This is a genomic window from Actinokineospora sp. PR83 (assembly GCF_021056305.1).
In the GTDB taxonomy this organism is placed as follows: Bacteria; Actinomycetota; Actinomycetes; order Mycobacteriales; family Pseudonocardiaceae; genus Actinokineospora; species Actinokineospora spheciospongiae.
The window spans coordinates 1-23,606 of record NZ_JAJCXD010000066.1; the positions used below are offsets into that span (position 1 = coordinate 1).

Annotated in this window: 3 protein-coding genes and 1 pseudogene; all 4 read left to right on the forward strand. The window is 74.4% G+C overall.

Annotated features, from left to right (window positions below; translation table 11 throughout):
- Positions 1-612 (forward strand): acyl carrier protein (locus tag L6E12_RS22285; protein WP_236229870.1); only part of this gene is annotated, 612 nt, incomplete at its 5' end.
- Positions 613-672: 60 nt separating this feature from the next.
- Positions 673-20,757 (forward strand): annotated as a pseudogene (locus L6E12_RS35140) (SDR family NAD(P)-dependent oxidoreductase); the annotation flags it as partial.
- 808 nt (positions 20,758-21,565) lie between these two features.
- The gene (locus L6E12_RS22300; RefSeq protein ID WP_236229871.1) at positions 21,566-22,597 is read left to right on the forward strand and encodes a GDP-mannose 4,6-dehydratase; all 1,032 of its coding nucleotides are present in this window, start codon (positions 21,566-21,568) and stop codon (positions 22,595-22,597) included.
- A 330-nt stretch (positions 22,598-22,927) separates the two neighbouring features.
- Positions 22,928-23,566, forward strand: a complete 639-nt coding sequence (locus tag L6E12_RS22305) for a helix-turn-helix transcriptional regulator (protein ID WP_374201928.1) — start codon at positions 22,928-22,930, stop codon at positions 23,564-23,566.
- The last annotated feature ends 40 nt before the right edge of the window (positions 23,567-23,606 follow it).

A 23,606-nucleotide genomic window follows, 5' to 3' on the forward strand; every position in this document is an offset into this window, starting at 1 on the left:
GCGCGGGCCGAGGTGCCCCCGGTCCTGCGCGGCCTGGTCGGCGGTCGCCGCGCCGCCGCACCCGCCGCGGGCGCGGGAACGGCCCCGCTGTCCGCGCGGCTGGCCGGTGTGGCGCCCGACGACCGCCTGCGCCTGGTGCTCGGCGCCGTGCAGGGGGAGGCCGCCGCGGTCCTCGGGCACGGCTCGGCCGCCTCGATCGACCCGTCCCGCCACTTCCGGCAGTTCGGCTTCGACTCGCTGACCAGCGTGGAACTGCGCAACCGCCTCAACGCGGTCACCGGCCGCAGGCTGCCCGCCACGCTGCTGTTCGACTACCCGACCCCCGCCCAGGTGGCGGCCTACCTCGTCGGCGAACTGGCCCCGGCCGCGCCGAGCGCCGCGACCGGGTCGCCCCTGGCCGAGCTGGCCCGGTTGGAGGCGGCCATCGCGGCCGCGAACGGCTCGGCCGACCACGCCGACCTGGCCGAACGGCTGGAGCGGATCAGCAGGCGGCTGCGGCAGGCGGCGGCCCCGGCCGACACCGGCCAGGCCACCACCGAGGAGATCAACTCGGTGGCCATCGACGAGCTGTTCACGATCATCGACCAGGAGCTGGGCGCCTCCCGGGACTGACCGCCCCCCGATCCCGCTGTCTTGGAAAGGAACGCTGCGATGGATGAGCAGCAGGACAAGGTCGTCGACTACCTGCGGCGCGTCACAGTCGACCTCCGCGCCGCTCGCCAGCGCGTCGAGGAGCTGGAGCGCAAGGGCCGCGAGCCGATCGCGATCGTCGGCATGGCGTGCCGCTACCCGGGCGGCGTGTCCTCCCCGGAGGACCTGTGGCGGGTGGTCGCCGACGGCGTCGACGCCATCTCCGGGTTCCCCGACAACCGCGGCTGGGACCTCGACGCGCTCTACGACCCCGATCCCGACCACCCCGGCACGTCCTACGCGCGCTCCGGCGGCTTCCTGCACGACGCGGGCGAGTTCGACCCCGAGTTCTTCGGGATGAGCCCGCGCGAGGCGCTGGCCACCGACGCCCAGCAGCGCCTGCTGCTGGAGACGTCGTGGGAGGCGCTGGAGCGCGCGGGCCTGGACCCGCACTCGCTGCGGGGCAGCCGCACCGGTGTCTTCGCCGGGGTCATGTACGGCGACTACGCGGACCTGCTGGGCGACGCCGAGTACGAGGGCTTCCGCATCAGCGGCAGCTCCGCCAGCGTCGCCTCCGGCCGGGTGGCGTACTCGCTGGGCTTCGAGGGTCCCGCGGTCACGGTGGACACGGCGTGCTCGTCGTCGCTGGTGTCGCTGCACCTGGCCGCGCAGGCGCTGCGCGCGGGGGAGTGCTCGCTCGCCCTGGCCGGTGGCGTGACGGTCATGTCCACGCCGAACACGTTCGTGGAGTTCTCCCGGCAGCGGGGCATGGCCGCCGACGGCCGGTGCAAGTCGTTCTCCGAGGCCGCCGACGGTGCGGGCTGGTCCGAGGGCGTCGGTGTGCTGGTGCTGGAGCGGCTGTCGGACGCCCAGCGCAACGGGCACCGGGTGCTGGCGGTGGTGCGGAGCTCGGCGGTGAACCAGGACGGTGCGTCGAACGGGTTGACCGCGCCGAACGGTCCGGCGCAGCAGCGCGTGATCCGCCAGGCGCTGGCCGCCGGGGAGCTGACGCCGCTCGACGTCGACGTCGTGGAGGCGCACGGCACGGGCACCACCCTGGGTGACCCGATCGAGGCGCAGGCCCTGCTCGCCACCTACGGGCAGGACCGCGAACAGCCGCTGCTGCTGGGGTCGGTCAAGTCGAACATCGGGCACTCGCAGGCGGCGGCCGGGGTGGCCGGTGTGATCAAGATGGTCCTGGCGATGCGGCACGGTGTGGTGCCCAGGACGCTGCACGTGGACGAGCCGTCCACGCACGTGGACTGGACGGCGGGCGCGGTGGAACTGCTCACCGAAGCCGTGGACTGGCCCGCGGTCGACCGGCCCCGGCGGGCGGCGGTGTCGTCCTTCGGCATCAGCGGCACGAACGCGCACGTGGTCCTGGAGGGTGTGCCGGAGCCCGAACCCGCCGCCGAGCCCGCACCCGAACCGGCGGCGGTGCCGTGGGTGCTGTCCGGGCGGACCCCGGCGGCGCTGCGCGCTCAGGCCGCCCGGCTGCTCGCGGCCGACTCCGGTGCACCGCGGCTCGACATCGGGTTTTCCCTGGTCACGACGCGCGCCGCGTTCGACCACCGCGCGGTCGTCTCCGGTGCTGACGACGCGGCGGTGCGGCGCGCGTTGGCCGCGGTGGCCGAGGGCGCGGAGGACGACGGCGCGGTGACCGGTTCGGTCGCCACCGAGGTGGCCTCGTCGCCGGGCCCGGTGTTCGTGTTCCCCGGGCAGGGCAGCCAGTGGGTGGGCATGGCCCAGGAGCTGGTGGAGTCGTGCCCGGCGTTCGCCGGGTTCCTCGACGAGTGTGCGCGGGCGTTGGCGCCGCACGTCGACTGGGAGCTGTCGGACGTGCTCGGGGACGCGGACGCGCTGTCCCGGGTGGAGATCGTGCAGCCCGCGCTGTGGGCGGTGATGGTGTCGCTGGCTCGGTTGTGGCGGTCGTGGGGCATCGAACCGTCGGCGGTGGTCGGCCACTCGCAGGGTGAGATCGCCGCGGCGGTGGTTGCCGGGGCGTTGTCGCTGGAGGACGGTGCGCTGGTCGTGACGGCGCGCAGCGCGCTGATCGCGTCCGAGCTGGCCGGGACGGGTGGCATGGCGTCGGTGTCCGCGCTGCCGGAGCGCGTCGCCGAACTGGGCGGTGAGGTCGCCGCGGTCAACGGCCCCGGTTCGGTCGTGGTGGCGGGCGAGGTCACCGAGCTGGAGGCATTCCTGGCCAGGGCCGAGGCCGAGGGCGTGTGGGTGCGGCGCATCGCCGTGGACTACGCCTCGCACTCGGCGCAGGTGGAAACCCTCCGCGAACGGTTGCTGCGGGTGCTGGCGCCCATCCGGCCGCGCGAACCGGAGTTGCCTTTCTCGTCGACCGTCGCGGCGGGCAGGCCGGGCCTGGCCGACGCCGAGTACTGGTACCGGAACCTGCGGGAGACCGTCGAGTTCGAGCGCACCACCCGGGACCTGCTGGCCCAGGGGCACGCGGTGTTCCTGGAGGTCGCACCGCACCCGGGGCTGACCGGCGCCGTCGAGCGGACCGCCGAGTCCGCCGGGGCGCGGGTCGTCGCCACCGGGTCGACGCGGCGCCACCGCGGCGGCCTGGACGTGCTGCACCTGGCGCTGGGGCGGCTCTGGGCGAACGGGGTCGCCGTCGACTGGCGGCGGTTCCTGGCGGGGGCGCGGCAGGTCGACCTGCCGACCTACGCCTTCCAGCACGACACCTACTGGCCGGAGTCGGCCACCGCGGCGGGTGACGTCTCCGGTGCCGGACTGGCCTCCGTCGGCCACCCGCTGCTCGGCGCCGCCGTCGAGTTGTCCGACGGCGGTGGTGTGCTGCTGACCGGCCGCCTGTCGCTGCGCGCTCAGCCGTGGCTGGCCGACCACACCGCGTTCGGTCAGGTGCTGTTCCCCGGCGCGGCTTTCGTGGAGTTGGCGTTGCGCGCCGGGGACGAGGCGGGTCTCGGCCACCTCGACGACCTGACTCTGACCGCTCCGCTCGTGCTCCCCTCAACGGGCGCGGTCGCGGTGCAGGTCCGGGTTTCCGACCCCGACGAGGCGGGGCGCGCGGAGGTCGCGATCTCCGCCCGCGACGCCGACGCGCACGGCGAACCGTGGGTCCGGCACGCCGCGGGTGTCCTCACCCCGGTGGCGGTCGAGGCGGACGCGGGTTTCGCGGAGGTGTGGCCGCCCGCCGGGGCGGTTCCGCTCGACGTGGACGGCTTCTACGACGGCACCGGCTACGGCCCGGTGTTCCGGGGCCTGGTCGCGGCGTGGCGCGCGGGTGCGGATGTCTTCGCCGAGGTCGCGCTGCCCGAGGGCGTGCGCGACGTCGAGGCGTTCACCCTCCACCCCGCCCTGCTCGACGCCGCGCTGCACGCCACCGCGTTCCTCGACGGCACCGACCCCGGCGCCCGGCTGCTGCCGGTCGGGTGGAGCGGTGTGTCCTGCCACGCGACCGGGGCCACCGCGGTGCGGGTGCGACTGCGCGGCTCGGCGTCGGCGGGCGTGGACCTCGCGGTCGCCGACGGCGCCGGTCAACCCGTCGCCACGGTCGCCGGGGTGCGGCTGCGGACCGCGACGGCCGAGCAGGTCGGCGCGGCGGCGGGGATCGAGTCGCTGTTCCGGGTCGAGTGGACGACCCCGGTGGCGGCGTCGGACGACCAGGACGTCACGGTGGTGCCCCTGGTCGGCGGCGCCGACGTCGTGGCATCCGCCCACGCGCTGGCGGCGCGAGCGCTGGACCTGGTGCAGCACAGCGACTCCCGGCTGGTGTTCGTCACCCGCGGGGCAGTCAGCGGCGCCGACCCGGCCGCCGCGGCCGTGTGGGGCCTGGTGCGGTCCGCGCAGACGGAGAACCCGGGCCGCTTCCGGCTGGTGGACGTCGAGGGCGACGGCGACCCGGTGATCACCGACGAACCGCAGGTCGTCGTGCGCGACGGCAAGGCGTACGCGGCGCGGCTGGTGCGGTCCGAGGCCGCGGCGGCCACGCCGTGGGACCCCGACGGCACGGTGCTGATCACCGGCGCCCTCGGTGACCTGGGCAGCCTCTTCGCCCGCCACCTGGTCGCCGAGCACGGGGTGCGGCACCTGCTGCTGCTCAGCAGGCGCGGGCCCGCCGCCGAGGGCGCCGCCGGGCTGGTGGCCGACCTGGCCGCCGCGGGCGCGACCGCGACCGTCCTGGCCTGCGACGTCGCCGACCGGACGGCCCTGGCCGCCGCGCTGGCGGCGGTGCCCGCCGAGCACCCGCTGCGCGGCGTGGTGCACGCCGCCGGGGCGATCGACGACGGCGTGGTGGACTCCCTCACCCCCGAACGCCTCCGCCGGGTCATGGCGGTGAAGGTCGACGCGGCCTGGCACCTGCACGAGCTGACCGCGGACCTGGACCGGTTCGTCCTCTGCTCCTCCGTCGCGGGCACCGTGGGCGCGCCGGGGCAGGGCAACTACGCCGCGGGCAATGCGTTCCTCGACGGCCTCGCCGCGCACCGCGCCGCCCGCGGCCTCCCGGCCTCGGCCATGGCCTGGGGCCTGTGGGAGCCGGGCGCGGGCATGACCGGCGCCCTGTCCGCGGTCGACCTCGACCGGATGGGCCGGTGGGGGCTGCGGGCACTGTCGGCGGAGCAGGGCCTGGCCCTGTTCGACGCGGCCGCCGGGCACACCGCCAGCGTGCCCGCGCGCCTAGACCTGGCCGCGGTGCGCGACGCGGTGGAGGTGCCCGCCCTGCTGCGCGGCCTGGTCCGCGCCAAGGCCCGCCGCGGTGCCGCGTCCGGGGCCCGCTCGGGCGGTGGCGCGTTGGCCGCGCGGCTGGCGGCGCTCCCCGCCGGTGAGCGGGTGCCCGTACTGGTCGACCTCGTGCGGACCGAGGCCGCGGCGGTGCTCGGCCACGGTTCGGTCGAGGGCATCGAACCGTCCCGCGAGTTCCGCAGGCTCGGCTTCGACTCGCTGACCGCGGTCCAGCTCCGCAACCGGATCGTCGCGGCCACCGACCTGCGCCTGCCCGCGACGCTGGCGTTCGACCACCCGACCCCGGTCGCACTCGCCGAGCACCTGCTCGGCGAGGTGCTCGGCGACCTGCCCGCCGCCGAGGTGGTCGCCGCCCCGGCGGGCTCCGCCGACGACCCGATCGCCGTCGTCGGCATGGCGTGCCGCTTCCCCGGCGGCATCGACTCGCCGGAGGACCTGTGGCGGCTGCTGGTCGAGGGCCGCGACGTCGTCGGCGCCTTCCCCACCGACCGCGGCTGGGACGTCGACGGCCTGACCGCGGACTTCACCCGGGTCGGCGGGTTCCTGACCGACGTCGCCGGGTTCGACGCCGACTTCTTCGAGGTGTCCCCGCGCGAGGCCCTGTCGATGGACCCGCAGCAGCGGCTGCTGCTGGAGCTGTCGTGGGAGGCGCTGGAGCGGGCGGGCATCGACCCGGTGTCGCTGCGCGGCAGCCGGTCCGGGGTGTTCGTCGGCACGAACGGGCAGGACTACCCCGACGCCCTCGCGGGCACCGACGCCTACAGCCAGGGCCACGTCGCCATCGGCAACACCGCGAGCGTGATGTCCGGCCGCGTGTCCTACACGCTGGGCCTGGAGGGTCCCGCGGTCACCGTGGACACGGCGTGCTCGTCGTCGCTGGTGACGCTGCACCTGGCCGCGCAGGCGCTGCGCGGCGGGGAGTGCTCGCTGGCGCTCGCGGGCGGTGTGACGGTCATGTCGACCCCGGGTGTGTTCGTGGAGTTCTCCGCGCAGGGCGTGCTCTCCTCCGACGGCCGGTGCAAGGCGTTCGGTGAGGGCGCCGACGGCACGGGCTGGTCCGAGGGCGTCGGCATGCTGGTGCTGGAACGGCTGTCGGACGCCCAGCGCAACGGTCACCGGGTGCTGGCCGTGGTGCGGGGTTCGGCGGTGAACCAGGACGGGGCGTCCAACGGGCTCACGGCCCCCAACGGCCCGTCGCAGCAGCGGGTGATCCGGGCGGCGCTGGCGAGCGCCGGGCTGGGAGCGTCCGATGTGGACGCGGTGGAGGCGCACGGCACCGGCACCAGGCTGGGCGACCCGATCGAGGCGCAGGCCCTGTTCGCCACGTACGGGCGCGACCGGGAGACGCCGCTGCTGCTCAGCGCGGGCAAGTCCAACCTGGGCCACACGCAGGCGGCGGCCGGGGTCGCGGGCGTGATCAAGATGGTCCTGGCGATGCGGCACGGCCTGGTGCCCAGGACGCTGCACGTCACCGAGCCGTCCTCGCACATCGACTGGTCGGCGGGCACCGTCGAGCTGCTCACCGAGAACGCGGACTGGCCGCCGGTCGACCGACCGCGGCGCGGCGCGGTCTCGTCCTTCGGCATCTCCGGCACCAACGCGCACGTGGTGCTGGAACAGGCCCCGACCACCGGGGAACCCGAGACCGACGCGCCGGTGGAGGTGGTGGTCCCGTGGGTGGTGTCGGCGAAGACGGCCGAGGCCGCCCGCGCGCAGGCCGCCCGGCTCGCCGACCTCGACGCCCGGCCGCTGGACGTGGCCCACTCGCTGACGCTGCGCTCGGCGTTCGAGCACCGCGTGGTCCACGTCGGTCGAACGCGGGACGAGTTGCGCACCGCCGTGTCCGAGGCGGTGGCCGGTGATGGCCGGTTGGGGGTCGTGTTCACGGGTCAGGGGTCGCAGCGGTTGGGGATGGGGCGTGAGTTGTACGCCCGGTTCCCGGTGTTCGCCGAGGCGTTCGACGCTGTGATTGCCGAGTTGGGCGAGGATGTTCGCGATGTGGTGTGGGGTGAGGACGTAGCGGTCCTGAACCGGACTGGCTGGTCGCAGCCTGCGTTGTTCGCGCTGGAAGTGGCGTTGTTCCGGTTGGTGGAGTCTTGGGGTGTGCGGCCCGAGGTGGTGGCGGGTCATTCGTTGGGTGAGGTCGTGGCCGCGCACGTGGCGGGTGTGGTGTCGTTGGCGGACGCGTGCACGCTGGTGCGCGCCCGGGCGGGTCTCATGGAGGTGCTGCCGGGAGGCGGCGCGATGCTCGCGGTGTCGGCGCCGGAGTCCGAGGTCGCGGACCTGGTGACCGGCGGGGTGTCGCTGGCGGCGGTGAACGGTCCGAACTCGGTCGTGGTCTCCGGGGTGGCCGCCGAGGTCGAGCGCGTCGCCGGTGTCGCGGTGGAGCGGGGGTGGAAGCACAAGCGGCTGTCGGTCTCGCACGCGTTCCACTCGCCGTTGATGGACCCGATGTTGGAGGACTTCGCGGCGGCGATCGCGGGTATCGAGTTCCACGAGCCGAGCATCGGTTTGATCTCGGGTGATCCGACGAACCCGGAGTATTGGGTTCGGCACGTGCGGGAAGCGGTGCGCTTCGCCGACGCGGTCACCGCGATGGTCGACTCCGGTGTCCGCACCTTCCTGGAACTCGGGCCGGACGGCACGCTGTCGGCGATGGCGCAGGACACTGCCGAGGTCGTCGCCGTGCCCGCGCTGCGCCGCGACCGGGACGAGGAGTCGGCGGCCGTCGCGGCGGTGGCCACCCTGCACGCGCACGGTGTCCCCGTCGACTGGTCGGTGTTCTTCGCCGGGCTCGGCGCGCGGCGGGTCGAGCTGCCCACCTACGCCTTCCGGCACCGGCGCTTCTGGCCCGAGCGGACCGGCGCCACCGGGAACGTGTCCGGCGCGGGCCTGGCCTCGGTGACCCACCCGCTGCTCGGCGCCGCCGTCGAGCTGGCCGGGGGAGGGGACGCGGTGCTCACCGGCAGGCTGTCCGCCCGGTCGGTGCCGTGGCTGGCCGACCACGTCGTGCACGGCAGCATCCTGTTCCCGGGGACCGGTTTCGTGGAGCTGGCGCTGCGCGCCGCCGACGAGGTTGGCCTCGACCGCCTCGACGAGCTGACCCTCGCCGTCCCGCTGGTCCTCCCCGAGGCGGGTGCGGTGCACGTCCAGGTGCGGGTCGAGGAGGCTGACGAGCGTGGCCACCGCCGCCTCGGCGTGTTCTCCCGCCCCGAGGGCGTCGACGGCCCGTGGACGCAGCACGCGTTCGGCGCCCTCGCCGCCGCCGCGCCCACCGCCCCCGCCGACCTCGGGACCTGGCCGCCCCCCGGCGCGGAACCCGTGCCGCTGGACGGCTTCTACGAGCGGCTGGCGGACCTGGGCTTCGGCTACGGCCCGGTGTTCCGCGGCCTCGCGGCGGCGTGGCGGCGCGGCGACGAGGTGTTCGCCGAGGTCGCCCTGCCCGAGCACGCCACCGGGCAGGCCGCCGCCTACGGCCTGCACCCCGCCCTCTTCGACGCCGTCCTGCACACCGCGACGCTGACCCAGCCCGCCGACCGGAGCGTGCTGCCGTTCTCCTGGGAGGGCGTGACCCTGCACGCCGCCGCGGCGTCCGCGGTGCGGGTGGTGCTCACCGGCAACGAGACCGACGGCGTTGCCGTCACGGTCTTGGACGCCGCGGGCACCCTCGTCGCCACGGTCGACTCACTGGTGTTCCGCGAGGTCACCGCCGACCAGGTGGCGGGCGCCGATGCCGCAGTAGACGCGCTGTACCGGCTCGACTGGTCGACGCCGGTGCGCGCCACCGCCGCGGCGGTCGCGGTCACCGTCGTCGGGGCCGACCCGCGCGGTGTCGCGGAGCGGCTGCGCGCGGGTGGTGCCACGGTCGCGACAGCGGCCGACCTCGCCTCGGTCGACGGCGCACCTGACGCCGTCGTGGTGCCGCTGACGGCCGCCGGTGACGTGATCGCCGACACCCACGCCCTCACCAACCACGTCCTCGGCCTGCTCCAGCAGTGGCTGGCGACCGAGGCGCCCGCCGGGGCGCGACTGGTGTTCGTCGTGGACGGCGCGGCGGGCACGGACCTGGCCACGGCCGGTCCGTGGGGGCTCGTGCGGACCGCCCAGACGGAGTACCCCGGGCGGTTCCTGCTGGTTGACGCGGACGCCGGGCCGCTGCCCCTGGGCGTCGTGCTGGGCACCGACGAACCGCAGGTGCGCGTGCGCGACGGCGAGGCCACGGCCGCCCGGCTGGTCCGCCTCCCCGCGCCCGCGGCCACCGCGGGCTGGGACCCGGAGGCCACCGTCCTGATCACCGGCGGCACCGCCGGGCTGGGCGCTGCGCTGGCCCGCCACCTCGCCACCGAGCGCGGCGCGCGGCACCTGCTGCTGCTCAGCCGTCGCGGCGAGCGGACCGAGGGGGTCGCCGACCTGGTGGCCGACCTGGCCGCGGCCGGTGCGACCGCGACCGTGCGCTCCTGCGACGTGGCCGACCGGGACGCGCTCGCCGCGGTGCTGGCGGCGGTGCCCGCCGAGCACCCGGTGCGGGTCGTGGTGCACTCGGCCGGGGTGCTGGCCGATGGCGTCATCGACTCGCTGACCCCCGAGCACGTCGACACCGTGCTGCGGGTGAAGGTCGACGCCGCCTGGCACCTGCACGAGCTGACCGCCGACCTCGACGCGTTCGTGGTGTTCTCCTCGGTCGCGGCCACCCTCGGCTCGGCGGGCCAGGGCAACTACGCGGCGGGCAACGCCTTCCTTGACGCCCTCGCCGCTCACCGGCGGGCGGCCGGGCTGCCCGGTCTGGCGCTCGCGTGGGGCGCCTGGACGGCCGAGACCGGCATGACCGCCGGGCTCACCGCCGCCGACCGGGCCCGCATCGCCCGCGACGGCCTGCCACCGCTGTCGCTGGAGCAGGGCATGCGGCTGTTCGACGCGGCCGTGTCCGTGTCCGACGAGGCCGTGGTCGCACCGGTACTGCTGGACCCGGCGGCCCTGCGGGCGCGCGGCGACGTGCCCGCGGTGCTGCGCGGCCTGGTGCGGACGCGGGGCCGCCGGGTGGCGGCGCGCGCGGCGGAGGCGGCGGGCGGGTTGGCCCGCACCCTGGCGGCGCTGTCGGCGGTCGAGCGCACCGAACTGCTGCTGGACCTGGTGCGCGGTCGGGTCGCGGTGGTGCTGGGCCACGCGGACGGCTCGACGGTGGACCCGGCGCGCACGTTCCAGGAACTCGGCCTCGACTCGCTGACCGCGGTGGAACTGCGCAACGGCCTGTCCACGGCGACCGGGCTGCGGCTGCCCGCGACCCTCGTGTTCGACTACCCGACCTCCCTCGCCCTCGCCGAGCACCTGCTGGGCGAGCTGATCGGCACCGCCGAACCGGACGAGGCCGTGCCCGCGCGGGCACTGCCGCCGCTGGCCGACGACCCGATCGTGATCGTGGGCATGGCCTGCCGGTACCCGGGTGGCGTGTCCTCCCCGGAGGACCTGTGGCGGCTGGTCACCGATGAGGTCGACGCCGTGTCCGGGTTCCCGGACAACCGCGGCTGGGACGTGGAGGCCCTCTACGACCCGGACTCCGACCACCTGGGCACCTCCTACGTCCGCGACGCGCACTTCCTGCACGGGGCGGGCGAGTTCGACGCGGAGTTCTTCGGGATGAGCCCGGCCGAGGCGCTGGCCACGGACTCGCAGCAGCGCCTGCTGCTGGAGACCTCGTGGGAGGCCGTGGAGCGGGCCGGGATCGACCCGGTGTCGCTGCGCGGCAGCCGCACCGGCGTGTTCGCGGGCGTCATGTACAGCGACTACGCGGACCTGCTCAACACCCCCGAGTTCGAGGGGTACCGCGGCAACGGCAGCTCGCCGAGCGTCGCCTCCGGCCGGGTGGCGTACTCGCTGGGCTTCGAGGGCCCGGCGGTCACGGTGGACACGGCGTGCTCGTCGTCGCTGGTGGCGGTGCACTGGGCGGCGCAGGCGCTGCGGTCCGGCGACTGCGAACTGGCGCTGGCCGGTGGTGTGACGGTCATGTCGACCCCGAAGACGTTCGTCGACTTCTCCCGGCAGCGCGGCATGTCGGTGGACGGCTCCTGCAAGCCGTACGCGGAGGCCGCTGACGGCGTCGGCTGGTCCGAGGGTGTCGGTGTGCTGGTGCTGGAGCGGTTGTCGGACGCGCGTCGCAACGGGCACCAGGTGTTGGCGGTCCTGCGGGGTTCGGCGGTGAACCAGGACGGTGCGTCGAACGGGTTGACCGCGCCGAACGGCCCGTCGCAGCAACGCGTGATCCGCCAGGCGCTGGCGGGGGCGGGGTTGTCCCCGCGCGACGTCGACGTCGTGGAGGGCCACGGCACCGGGACGACGCTGGGTGACCCGATCGAGGCGCAGGCGCTGCTGGCGACCTACGGGCGCGACCGGGAGACCCCGCTGCTGTTGGGCTCGATCAAGTCGAACATCGGGCACTCGCAGGCGGCGGCCGGGGTGGCTGGTGTGATCAAGGTGGTGCAGGCGATGCGGCACGGTGTGGTGCCCAGGACCCTGCACGTGGACCAGCCGTCCACGCACGTGGACTGGACGGTGGGCAGCGTCGAACTGGCCACCGAGACCACGGCGTGGCCCGCGGTCGACCGGCCGCGCCGCGCCGGTGTCTCCTCGTTCGGGATCAGCGGCACCAACGCGCACGTGATCCTGGAGAGCCCGACCGAGCCGGTCGTGGCGGTGGAGCCCGACCGGTCTGCGGTCGTGCCGTGGGTGTTCTCGGCCCGCACACCGCAGGCGCTGCGGGCCCAGGCCGAGCGGTTGGCGGCGGTGGACGCCGCTCCGGTCGACGTGGCGTCGGCGCTGATCCGCACCCGGGCGGTGTTCGAGCACCGGGCCGTGGTGACCGGCCGGGACGCCGACGCGCTGCGGCGGGCGTTGGCCGCGGTCGCCGCGGGCTCCGACGACGACGGCGCGGTGACCGGCTCGACCTCCCCGGCCGGGTCGTCCGCGCGGGGACCGGTGTTCGTGTTCCCGGGGCAGGGGGGCCAGTGGGTCGGCATGGGTCGGGACCTGGCCGCCTCGTCGCCGGTGTTCACCGAACTGCTCCAGCGGTGCGCCGCGGCACTGGCACCGCACGTCGACTGGGACCTGATGGAGGTCCTGGACGACGACGAGGCCCTGACCAGGGTGGAGGTGGTGCAGCCCGCGCTGTGGGCGGTGATGGTGTCGCTGGCCGGTCTGTGGCGGTCGTGGGGCATCGAGCCGTCGGCGGTGGTGGGTCACTCGCAGGGTGAGATCGCCGCCGCGGTGGTGTCCGGCGCCCTGTCGATCGAGGACGGCGCGCTCGTGGTCGCGGCGCGCAGCGCGCTGATCGCGGGTGTGCTGGCGGGCACGGGCGGGATGGCCTCGGTCGCGGCCACCCCCGAGCGCGTCGTCGAACTCGGTGGTCAGATCGCCGCCGTCAACGGTCCCGGTTCGGTCGTGGTGGCAGGTGCGGCGTCGGAGTTGGACGCGTTCGTGGCTCGTGCTGAGGCCGAGGGTGTGTGGGTGCGGCGGATCGCGGTGGACTACGGGTCGCACTCGGCTGAGGTCGAAGCCCTGCGGGAACAACTGCTGGACGTGCTGGCCCCCGTGCGACCGCGCGAACCCGAGGTGCCGTTCCCGTCCACAGTGGCCAGCGGGCGTCCGGGTCTGGCCGACGCCGACTACTGGTACCGCAGCCTGCGGGAGACGGTGCTGTTCGAGCGGGAAGTCCGCGCGCTGCTGGCGCAGGGGCACACCACCTTCCTGGAGGTCGGCCCGCACCCCGTGCTGACCGCCGCGGTGGAGGCCACCGCCGAAGCCGTGGGCGTCGAGGTCGTCGCGACCGGCTCCACCCGCCGCGACAACGGCGGCGTGGACGCGCTGCACCTGGCGCTGGGCCGGTTGTGGTCGCACGGCCACCCGGTGGACTGGGCGTCGCTGCTGCCCGAGGGTGCGCGCGTGGACCTGCCCACCTACGCCTTCCAGCGGCGCCACTACTGGCCGCAGGCCCCGACGACGACCGGCGACGTGTCCGGCGCGGGTCTGGTCGGCGTCGAGCACCCGCTGCTCGGCGCCACCGTCGACCTGTCCGAAGGGGGCGGCCTGGTGCTCACCGGCAGGCTGTCGCTGCGGGCGCAGCCCTGGCTGGCCGACCACACCGCCCTGGGCCGGGTCCTGTTCCCCGGCACCGGGTTCGTGGAGCTGGCCCTGCGCGCGGGCGACGAGGCCGGTCTCGGGCACCTCGACGAACTGGCCATCTCGGCACCGCTGCTGCTGCCCGACAGCGGCGCGGTGGCGGTGCAGGTCAGGGTGGCCACGCCCGACGAGCGGGGCCGCGCCGACATCGGGGTGTACTCCCGCGATACGCAGACCCCCGACGCGGCCTGGGTGCGCCACGCCACCGGCGTGCTCACCCCGGCGCCCACCGAGGTCGACCCGCTGCCCGCGGCGCCCTGGCCGCCCACCGGGGCGACCGCGCTCGACCTGGACGGCTTCTACGACGTGCGCGGCTACGGCCCGGTGTTCCAGGGCCTGACGGCGGCCTGGCGGTTCGACGGCGACGTGTACGCCGAGGTCGCGCTGCCCGAGCAGGTCCGCGACGCGCCCGCCTTCGGCCTGCACCCCGCGCTCCTGGACGCCGCGCTGCACGCCATCGCGTTCCTCCCCGGGGTCGAGGAGGGCGTGCAACTGCTGCCGTTCGTCTGGAACGGTGTGTCGCTGCACGCCACCGGGGCCACCACCGCGCGGATTCGCCTGCGCGGGTCGGTCGAGGCGGGTGTGGAACTGGCCATCGCCGACGGCACCGGTCAGCCCGTCGCCTCCGTCGGCGCGCTGCACCTGCGCGCCGTGACCGCCGAGCAGCTCGGCACCGCCCGCACCGACTCGCTGTTCCGGGTCGAGTGGACGACCCCCGCCGCGCCCGTGGACGACCCCGCCGACGCGCGGATCGTGCCGCTGGTGGGCGGCACCGACGTGATCGCCTCGGCGCACCGGCTGGTGACCGAGGCCCTGGCCCAGGTGCGGGAGGCCGACGCCCCGCTGGTGTTCGTCACCCGCGGCGCCCTCAGCGGCGCCGACCCGGCGGCGGCCGCCGCCTGGGGCCTGGTCCGCTCCGCCCAGACCGAGAACCCCGGCCGCTTCCGGCTCGTGGACGTCGAGGGCGACGGCGACCCCGTCGTCACCGGGGAGCACCAGGTCGTGGTGCGCGACGGGCAGGCGTTCGCCGCCCGGCTGGTCCGGGCCGAGCCCGCGCCCGCCGCGCCGTGGAACCCCGACGGGACGGTCCTGATCACCGGCGGTACCGGTGACCTCGGCCGCGCCGTGGCCGAGCACCTCGTGGTCGAGCACGGCGTCCGGCACCTGCTGCTGCTCAGCCGCCGCGGCCCCGAGGCGGCCGGTGCCGCCGACCTCGTCGCCGGGCTGGCGCGGCGCGGTGCGACCGCGCGGGTGGTGGCCTGCGACGTCACCGACCGCGCCGCGCTCGCGGCCGTGGTCGAATCCGTCGGCACCGAGCACCCGCTGACCGGTGTCGTGCACACCGCGGGCGTGCTCGACGACGGCCTGATCACCTCGCTCACCCCGGACATGGTCGACCGTGTGCTGCGGCCCAAGGTGGACGCGGCCTGGCACCTGCACGAACTGGTGGGCGAGGTGGAGCACTTCGTGCTGTTCTCCTCGGCCGCGTCCGTGTTCGGCTCGGCGGGCCAGGGCAACTACGCGGCGGGCAACGCCTTCCTCGACGCCCTCGCCGCGCACCGCCACGCACTCGGCCTGCCCGCGACGTCGCTGGCCTGGGGCCTGTGGCAGCCGGGGGAGGGCATGACCGGCGCGCTGTCCGATGGCGACCTGGAGCAGATCAACCGCACCGGGGTGCTGCCGCTGCGCACCGACGAGGGCCTGGCCCTGTTCGACGCGGCGATCGGGCACACCCTGGCCGTGCCCGCGCGGCTCGACCTCGCCACCCTGGCGGCGGGCGGCGGGGACCTGGCGGCCCTGCTGAGCGCCCTGGTCCGCCCGCGGAGCAGGCGCGGCGTCGCCCGCGCGGGCGAGGACGGCGGCCTCGTGCAGCGCCTGCTCGCCCTGCCCGAGCAGGCCCGCGCGGACCTGGTGGTGACCCTGGTGCGCGACCGGGTGGCCGCCGTGCTCGGTCACCCGGACGGCGCCTCGGTACCCGCGGAGCGCGCGTTCAAGGAACTGGGCCTGGACTCGCTGACCGCCGTGAAGCTGCGCAACGCGCTGGCCGAGACCACCGGGCTGCGGCTGCCCGCGACCCTGGTGTTCGACCACCCGACCTCGGCCGCGGTCGCCCGGTACCTGCTGGGCGAGCTGCTCGGGGCCGACCCCGGCGCGGCGGTCCCGCTGGGCGCGCTGCCGCCGGTGACCGACGACCCGGTGGTGATCGTGGGCATGGCCTGCCGCTACCCGGGCGGGGTGTCCTCCCCGGAGGACCTGTGGCGGCTGGTCGCCGACGGCGTGGACGCGGTCGGCGACTTCCCCGACGACCGCGGCTGGGACCTCGACGCGCTCTACGACCCCGACCCGGCCCACCCGGGCACGACCTACACCCGCTCCGGCAGCTTCCTGCGGGACGCGGGCGGGTTCGACGCGGAGTTCTTCGGGATGAGCCCGCGCGAGGCGCTGGCCACCGACGCCCAGCAGCGCCTGCTGCTGGAGACGTCCTGGGAGGCGTTCGAGCGGGCGGGCATCGACCCGGTGTCCCTGCGCGGCAGTCGCACCGGTGTCTTCGCCGGGGTCATGCACAGCGACTACGCGGAACTGCTGCCGGGCGCGGAGTTCGAGGGGTTCCGGGGCAACGGCAGCTCGCCGAGCGTCGCCTCCGGCCGCGTCGCCTACGCGCTGGGGCTGGAGGGCCCGGCGGTCACCGTGGACACGGCGTGCTCGTCGTCGCTGGTGGCACTGCACTGGGCGGTCCAGGCGCTGCGCTCCGGCGACTGCGACCTGGCCGTCGCCGGTGGCGTCACCGTGCTGTCCACGCCCGCGCTGTTCATCGAGTTCGCCCGGCAGCGCGGCATGTCCGTGGACGGCCGGTGCAAGTCCTACGCCGAGGCAGCCGACGGCGCGGGCTGGTCCGAGGGCGTCGGGGTGCTGGTGGTGGAGCGGTTGTCGGACGCCGTGCGCAACGGGCACGAGGTCCTGGCCGTGGTGCGGGGTTCGGCGGTGAACCAGGACGGTGCGTCGAACGGGTTGACCGCGCCGAACGGCCCGTCGCAGCAGCGGGTCATCCGGCAGGCCCTCGCGGGTGCCGGGCTGTCCCCGCACGAGGTGGACGTGGTGGAGGGCCACGGCACCGGGACGACGTTGGGTGACCCGATCGAGGCGCAGGCGCTGCTGGCCACCTACGGGCGTGATCGGGAGACCCCGCTGTTGCTGGGCTCGATCAAGTCCAACATCGGCCACGCCCAGGCGGCGGCCGGGGTGGCCGGTGTGATCAAGGTGGTGCAGGCGATGCGGCACGGTGTGGTGCCCAGGACCCTGCACGTCGACGAGCCGTCCACGCACGTGGACTGGGCGGCGGGCGCGGTGGACCTGGTCACCGAGAACACGGCCTGGCCGTCGACCGACCGACCGCGGCGCGCGGCGGTGTCGTCGTTCGGCATCTCCGGCACCAACGCCCACACCATCCTCGAACTGCCCGTCCCCGTGCCCGCGGCCGACGAGCCCGAGCCCACCGAGGTCGTGGTGCCGTGGCTGGTGTCCGGCAAGACCGCGGCGGCCGTGCGCGAGCAGGTGTCCCGGCTCGCCGACACCGGGGGCCGTCCGCTGGACGTGGGCTTCTCCCTGGCCACGACCCGATCGGCGTTCGAGCACCGCGCGGTGCTCGTCGGCCGCACCCGGGAGGAACTGCTGGCCTCGGTCACCGAGGCGGTGGCCGGTGACGGCCGGTTGGGGGTCGTGTTCACGGGTCAGGGTTCGCAGCGGTTGGGGATGGGGCGTGAGTTGTACGCCCGGTTCCCGGTGTTCGCCGAGGCGTTCGACGCTGCCATCACCGAATTGGGCGAGGATGTCCGAGAGGTGGTGTGGGGTGAGGACGCGGCGCTCCTGAACCGGACCGGGTGGTCGCAGCCTGCGCTCTTCGCGCTCGAAGTGGCGTTGTTCCGGTTGGTGGAGTCCTGGGGTGTGCGGCCCGAGGTGGTGGCGGGTCATTCGTTGGGTGAGGTCGTGGCCGCGCACGTGGCGGGTGTGGTGTCGTTGGCGGACGCGTGCACGCTGGTGCGGGCCAGGGCGAAGCTGATGGACGCCTTGCCGGAAGGCGGCGCCATGCTCGCGGTGGCCGCGAGCGAAGCCGAGGTCGCCGAACTGCTCTCGGACACCGTGTCCCTGGCGGCCGTGAACGAGCCCGCTTCGGTGGTGGTCGCGGGCACGGCCGAGGCTGTTGAACAGGTGGCGCACGCGGCGGGGGAGCGGGGGTGGAAGTACAAGCGGCTGTCGGTTTCGCACGCGTTCCACTCGCCGTTGATGGACCCGATGTTGGAGGACTTCGCGGCGGCGATCGCGGGTATCGAGTTCCACGAGCCGAGCATCGGTCTGATTTCGGGTGATCCGACGAACCCCGACTACTGGGTCCGGCACGTGCGGGACACCGTGCGCTTCGCCGACGGCGTGCGGGCGATGGTCGACTCCGGTGTCCGCACCTTCCTGGAACTGGGCCCCGACGGCACCCTGACGGCGATGATCCAGGAAGCCGTCGAAGCCACTGCCGTGCCCGCCCTGCGCCGCAACCGGGACGAGGAATCAGCGACCGTCGCGGCAGTGGCCACCCTGCACGCGCACGGCGTTCCCGTCGACTGGTCGGCGTTCTTCGCGGGCACCGGCGCCCGCCGGGTCGAGCTGCCCACCTACGCCTTCCAGCACGAGCGGTTCTGGCCGGAGCCGGTTCCGGCCGCGGGCGGCGGCTTCACCCCCGTCGGGCACCCGCTGCTCAGCGGGGTCGTCCCACTGGCCGACGGCGGGCTCCTGCTGACCGCCAGGCTGTCGGCGCGGACCACACCGTGGCTCGCCGACCACGCCGTGCACGGCAAGCTCCTGTTCCCGGGCACCGGCTTCGTCGAACTGGCGCTGCGCGCGGGCGACGAGGTGGGGCTGGACCGCGTCGAGGAGTTGACCATCGCCGCGCCGCTGGTGCTGCCGGAACAGGGGGGTGTCGGCGTCCAGGTAGCCGTGGCCGCGCCGGACGAGGAGGGCCACCGCCGGATCGGCGTCTTCTCCCGACCGGACGGCGACGACGGCCCGTGGACCCGGCACGCCTCCGGAGTCCTGGGCGCGGGCGGGGCGACCGCGGTCGAGGCCGTGGCCTGGCCGCCGCCGAACGCGCGATCCCTGCCGCTCGAAGGGTTTTACGACCGGGTGCTCGCACTCGGCTTCGACTACGGCCCCTCCTTCCAGGGCCTGCGCGCGGCGTGGCAGGACACGGACGGGACCCTGTTCGCGGAGGTCGAGCTGCCCGACCCGGCGGCCGGGCAGGCCGCCGAACACGGCCTGCACCCCGCCCTGCTCGACGCCGCGCTGCACACCCTCGGGCTGACCGAGGGCGGTGCGAGCAGCAGGCTGCCCTTCTCCTGGGAGGGCGTGTCGCTGCGGGCATCCGGTGCCACGGCGCTGCGCGCCCGGCTGGTGGTGGACGGCGACGTCGTGTCGCTGACCGCCACCGACCCGGCGGGCACCCCGGTGCTCGGCGTGGACTCCCTCACCCTGCGGGCCGTGGCCGCCGAGCACCTGGGCGGGGCCGACGCGCTGTACCGGGTGGAGTGGTCGACGCCGGTGCCCGCCGCCCCCGCCGACGGGGTGCGCCTGGTCCCGCTGGTGGGCGGCGCCGACGTGGTCTCCTCCGCCCACGAGCTGGCCGCGGCGGCGCTGGCGGAGGTGCGCACCGCCGAGGACCGGGTGGTGTTCGTGTCCCGGGGCGTGGTGAGCGGGGCCGACCCGGCCGCCGCCGCCGCGTGGGGGCTCGTCCGGTCGGCGCAGGCCGAGCGGCCGGGCCGCTTCCACCTGGTCGACGTCGAGGGCGACGGCGACCCCGTCGTCACCGGGGAACCCGTGGTCGTGGTGCGCGACGGGCAGGCGTACGCGGCCCGGCTGGCGGCGGCGCCCCCCGGTGCCCCGGCCACGTGGGACGCCGACGGCACGGTCCTCATCACCGGCGGCACCGGTGGTCTCGGTGCCCTGGTGGCCCGGCACCTGGCCGCCCGGCACGGGGTGCGGCACCTGCTGCTGCTGAGCAGGCGCGGCCCCAAGGCGGACGGCGTGGCGGAACTGGTGGCGGAACTGGCCGGGCTGGGCGCCACGGCCTCCGTCGTGGCCTGCGACGTCACCCGGCGCTCCGCCCTGGCCGGGGTCCTGGCCTCGGTCGACGCCGAACACCCGGTCACCGCGGTCGTGCACACGGCGGGCGTGCTGGACGACGGCGTGCTGGACGCGCTCACCCCGCAGCGGCTGGCCGCCGTGCTGCGCCCCAAGGTGGACGCGGCCTGGCACCTGCACGAACTCGTCGGCGAGGTGGAGCACTTCGTGCTGTTCTCCTCGGCGGCGGGGGTGTTCGGCGCGGTCGGCCAGGCGAACTACGCGGCTGGGAACGCCTTCCTCGACGCCCTCGCGGCGCACCGGCGCGCGCGGGGGCTGCCCGCCGCCGCCCTGGCCTGGGGGCCGTGGGAGCAGGAGGTCGGGATGACCGGTGGGCTGTCCGAGTCCGACCGGACCCGGATGCGGCGCTCCGGTCTGCTCCCGCTGTCCGCGGAGGAGGGCCTGGCGCTGTTCGACGCCGCACTGGGCGGCCCCGCGAGCGTGCCGGTGCGGCTGGACCTGGCCGCGGTGCGGGCCGGGGGAAAGGTCCCCCCGCTGCTGCGGGGACTCGTCCGGACGCCGGTCCGGCGCGCTGCCGCCGCGGCCACCCCGACCGGTGGGACCGCCGCGGCCCTGACCGCCGCCCCGGCGGCCGACCGGCCGCAGCTGGTGCTCGACCTCATCCGCGCGCACGCGGCGGCGGTGCTCGGTCACGGCGACGCCGCCGCCCTGCGACCGGACCGGCGGTTCCAGGACCTCGGCTTCGACTCGCTGATCGCGGTGGAGTTCCGCAACCGGCTCGGCGCGGACCTCGGCCTGCGGCTGCCCGCGGCCCTGCTGTTCGACCACCCGACCCCGGCGGACCTCGTGGAGCACCTGCTGTCCCGCCTCTTCGCCGACGCGCCCACCGGTGCGGGTGCCCTGCTGGCCGACCTCGACCGGCTGGAACTCGCGCTGGACGGGCTCACCCCGGCCGACGAGCACCTGCACCGCCAGATCGCGGGCAGGCTGGAGGTCCTCCGCATCCGCTGGGGTGCAGGCCACCAGCAGGAGGAGCAGCAGGACCGGTTCGACATCGAGGCGGTGTCCGACGACGACATGTTCCGCCTGCTGGACGACGAACTGGGCCTGGCCTAGGGAGGGCCTGTCCTCAAAGCTGGCGACCACCCCGAAAACCGTCGGCCCGGCTACGCCCATGCCCGGGTGGGTGGATCTGCTTGGGTGGGGGAAGCGATCATGTGCAAGCCTGCTTGGGCTGTGGGGCATCTCTTCAGCCCCACTCGGTCACACTGGGCGCATGATCGCTGTAGGGGCCCCGCCCGAGCAGATCCACCCACCCGGGCACCAGCGACAAAATCCCGGCCTTTGAGCCGACAGCACACGGCAAGGTCCCGGCGAAGCGGATCCACCCACTCGGGCACCCGCACAAAATCCCGGCTCCGAGGACACGGCCCAGCACCGGCGAGAACCGCCGTCACGCCTTCCGGCGTGGCGGCGGTTCCGGCCGTCCACGGGGGCTGTGCTGTGGCTCCCGCGATCCGCGGGTGCGATTCGGCGGGCACCCGGTCGTCGGGCCGGTGCGCGCCCTCGGCGCGGGCAGGCGGTGGCTCGTGGAGCCGTCCGCGTGCGGGAAGCACCGGCCGGACGCGGACGGCTCGGGGGCGCGGTGGGACCGGCGTCACCGCCGCTGGAACCCGGTTCCCTTCCACAGCGGGAAATCTGCTCGCCGGGTAGTCGTACGGGGCGAGTACACCCCATCCCGCACTGGAGAATCCCCAGTGTCGACAACGCTTCCCGCCAACTCCCGGTGATCCACTAGGATGGCCCGTTTTCGTTGACACCACAGGCGGTCGACTGCGAGTGTCGGTTTCGAAGACTGACCCTGGACCAAGCCGATCCGACCGTAGTGGTCGTCTTCTTCCGGTTGCGGTGGAAGGGGAGAATCATGTCCAAGCGCGCTCTGATCACCGGGATCACCGGTCAGGACGGTTCGTACCTCGCGGAGCACCTGCTGGCGCAGGGCTACCAGGTATGGGGCCTGATCCGGGGCCAGGCCAATCCGCGCAAGTCGCGGATCAGCCGCCTGATGTCCGATCTTTCCTTTGTGGACGGTGATCTCATGGACCAGACCAGCCTCGTCTCGGCGCTGGACGTGGTCCAGCCAGACGAGGTGTACAACCTCGGTGCCATCTCGTTCGTGCCGATGTCCTGGCAGCAGGCCGAGTTGGTGACCGAGATCAACGGCGCAGGTGTGCTGCGCATGCTGGAGGCCATCCGGATGGTGAGCGGGCTGAGCCAGTCCCGCGCCGACGGGTCCGGTCGGATGCGCTTCTACCAGGCTTCGTCCTCGGAGATGTTCGGCAAGGTCGCCGAGACCCCGCAGAGCGAGACCACGCGGTTCCACCCGCGCAGCCCGTACGGGGTGGCCAAGGCGTACGGCCACTTCATCACGCGCAACTACCGCGAGTCGTTCGACCTGTACGGCGTCTCCGGGATCCTGTTCAACCACGAGTCCCCGCGCCGCGGCGCGGAGTTCGTCACCAGGAAGATCTCGCTGGCGGTCGCGCAGATCAAGCTCGGCCTCCAGGACAAGCTCGCCCTGGGCAACCTGGACGCGGTGCGGGACTGGGGCTTCGCGGGCGACTACGTCAAGGCGATGCACCTGATGCTGCAGCAGGACGAGCCCGCCGACTACGTGATCGGCACCGGCGTCATGCACTCGGTGCGCGACGCGGTGCGGATCGCCTTCGACGCGGTCGACCTGAACTGGCAGGACTACGTCTACATCGACCCGGCTCTCGTCCGCCCGGCCGAGGTGGAGACGCTGTGCGCCGACTCCAGCATGGCCAGGGCCGCGCTGGACTGGGAGCCGACGGTCACCTTCGAGGAGCTCATGCGGATGATGGTCGAGTCCGACCTGCGCCAGGTGTCGCGGGAAGTCCAGTACGGCGACCTGCTGCTGGCGGGCAATTGGTGATCTGCCCCCTGGGCGCTGACCGCACCGGGTCACCCGGTGCGGTCAGCGCCCAGGACCTCTAGGGTTTTTCCAGTCGGAACAATGCTTGCCGGACCGTTGCGCCGGACCACTCGCCTGTTTTCGCCCACTCGGCGGTTTTGTCGCGGATCGGCGTGATGTGAACGTCCAACCACACGTCGTCTTTATTTGACAGTGGCCCACCGCGTGCGTTAGCTTGGGGTGCGTCCACGCGGGGGTGTACGGATTCGGTTCTTTCGTTGATTCGCATTGTTTCCTGTTGCCGGCACTGGTCGGCGACGTTGTGATGCATTGGACAGGAGCAGCGGTACCGTGACCGAGCTAGCGGGCGGCGACGTCTTCAGGTCATTGTTTGAGCACTCCGGCATGTACATGGCGAATCTCGATTCCCGATTATTCCTGCGCGAAGCCAACACAGATTTCCTGGCCCGGTTCGACGTGCGCCCGCAGGACGGTTACGGCCGTTCATTCCTGACCTTGCTGCACCCCACGGTCCGCAGGCGGGTGGCTGGTGAGCTGAAAATGCTGACCACCGGTGAACGCGACCGGATCAGCGGGAAGGTCATCATCGTCCGACAGGACGGCGCACTCATGTTCGGCGACATGACCGCCGTTTCCACGACCGGGCCGGACGGTTCGGTCGACACCATCCTCGTGCTGGTCAGCCGCACCTCGCGGGTTGGCAGGGAGCAGTCCATCGTGCAGGGCAAGATCCGCCTCACGGCGCTGGACGCCCGCATCCTCGAGGGTGTGGCCGCGGGTGTCTCCACGGCGAAGCTGGCCACCGTCCTGCACATGAGCCGGGGCGGGGTGGAGTACCGCATCACGGCGCTGCTGCGGATGCTCAAGGCCATCAACCGCACGGAACTGGTGTCCAAGGCGCACTCCATGGGCATCCTCACCAGCGGGCAGTGGCCGCCCACCGTGCTGCCGGAGCGCATCGAGGACTGACTGCCCCGATCACACGAGAACTGCCCACGCGGGGTGTTCC

Excerpts from the sequence above, each read along its gene's own strand:
- L6E12_RS22300 (WP_236229871.1), top strand. The coding sequence starts at position 21,566 with ATGTCCAAGCGCGCTCTGATCACCGGGATCACCGGTCAGGACGGTTCG.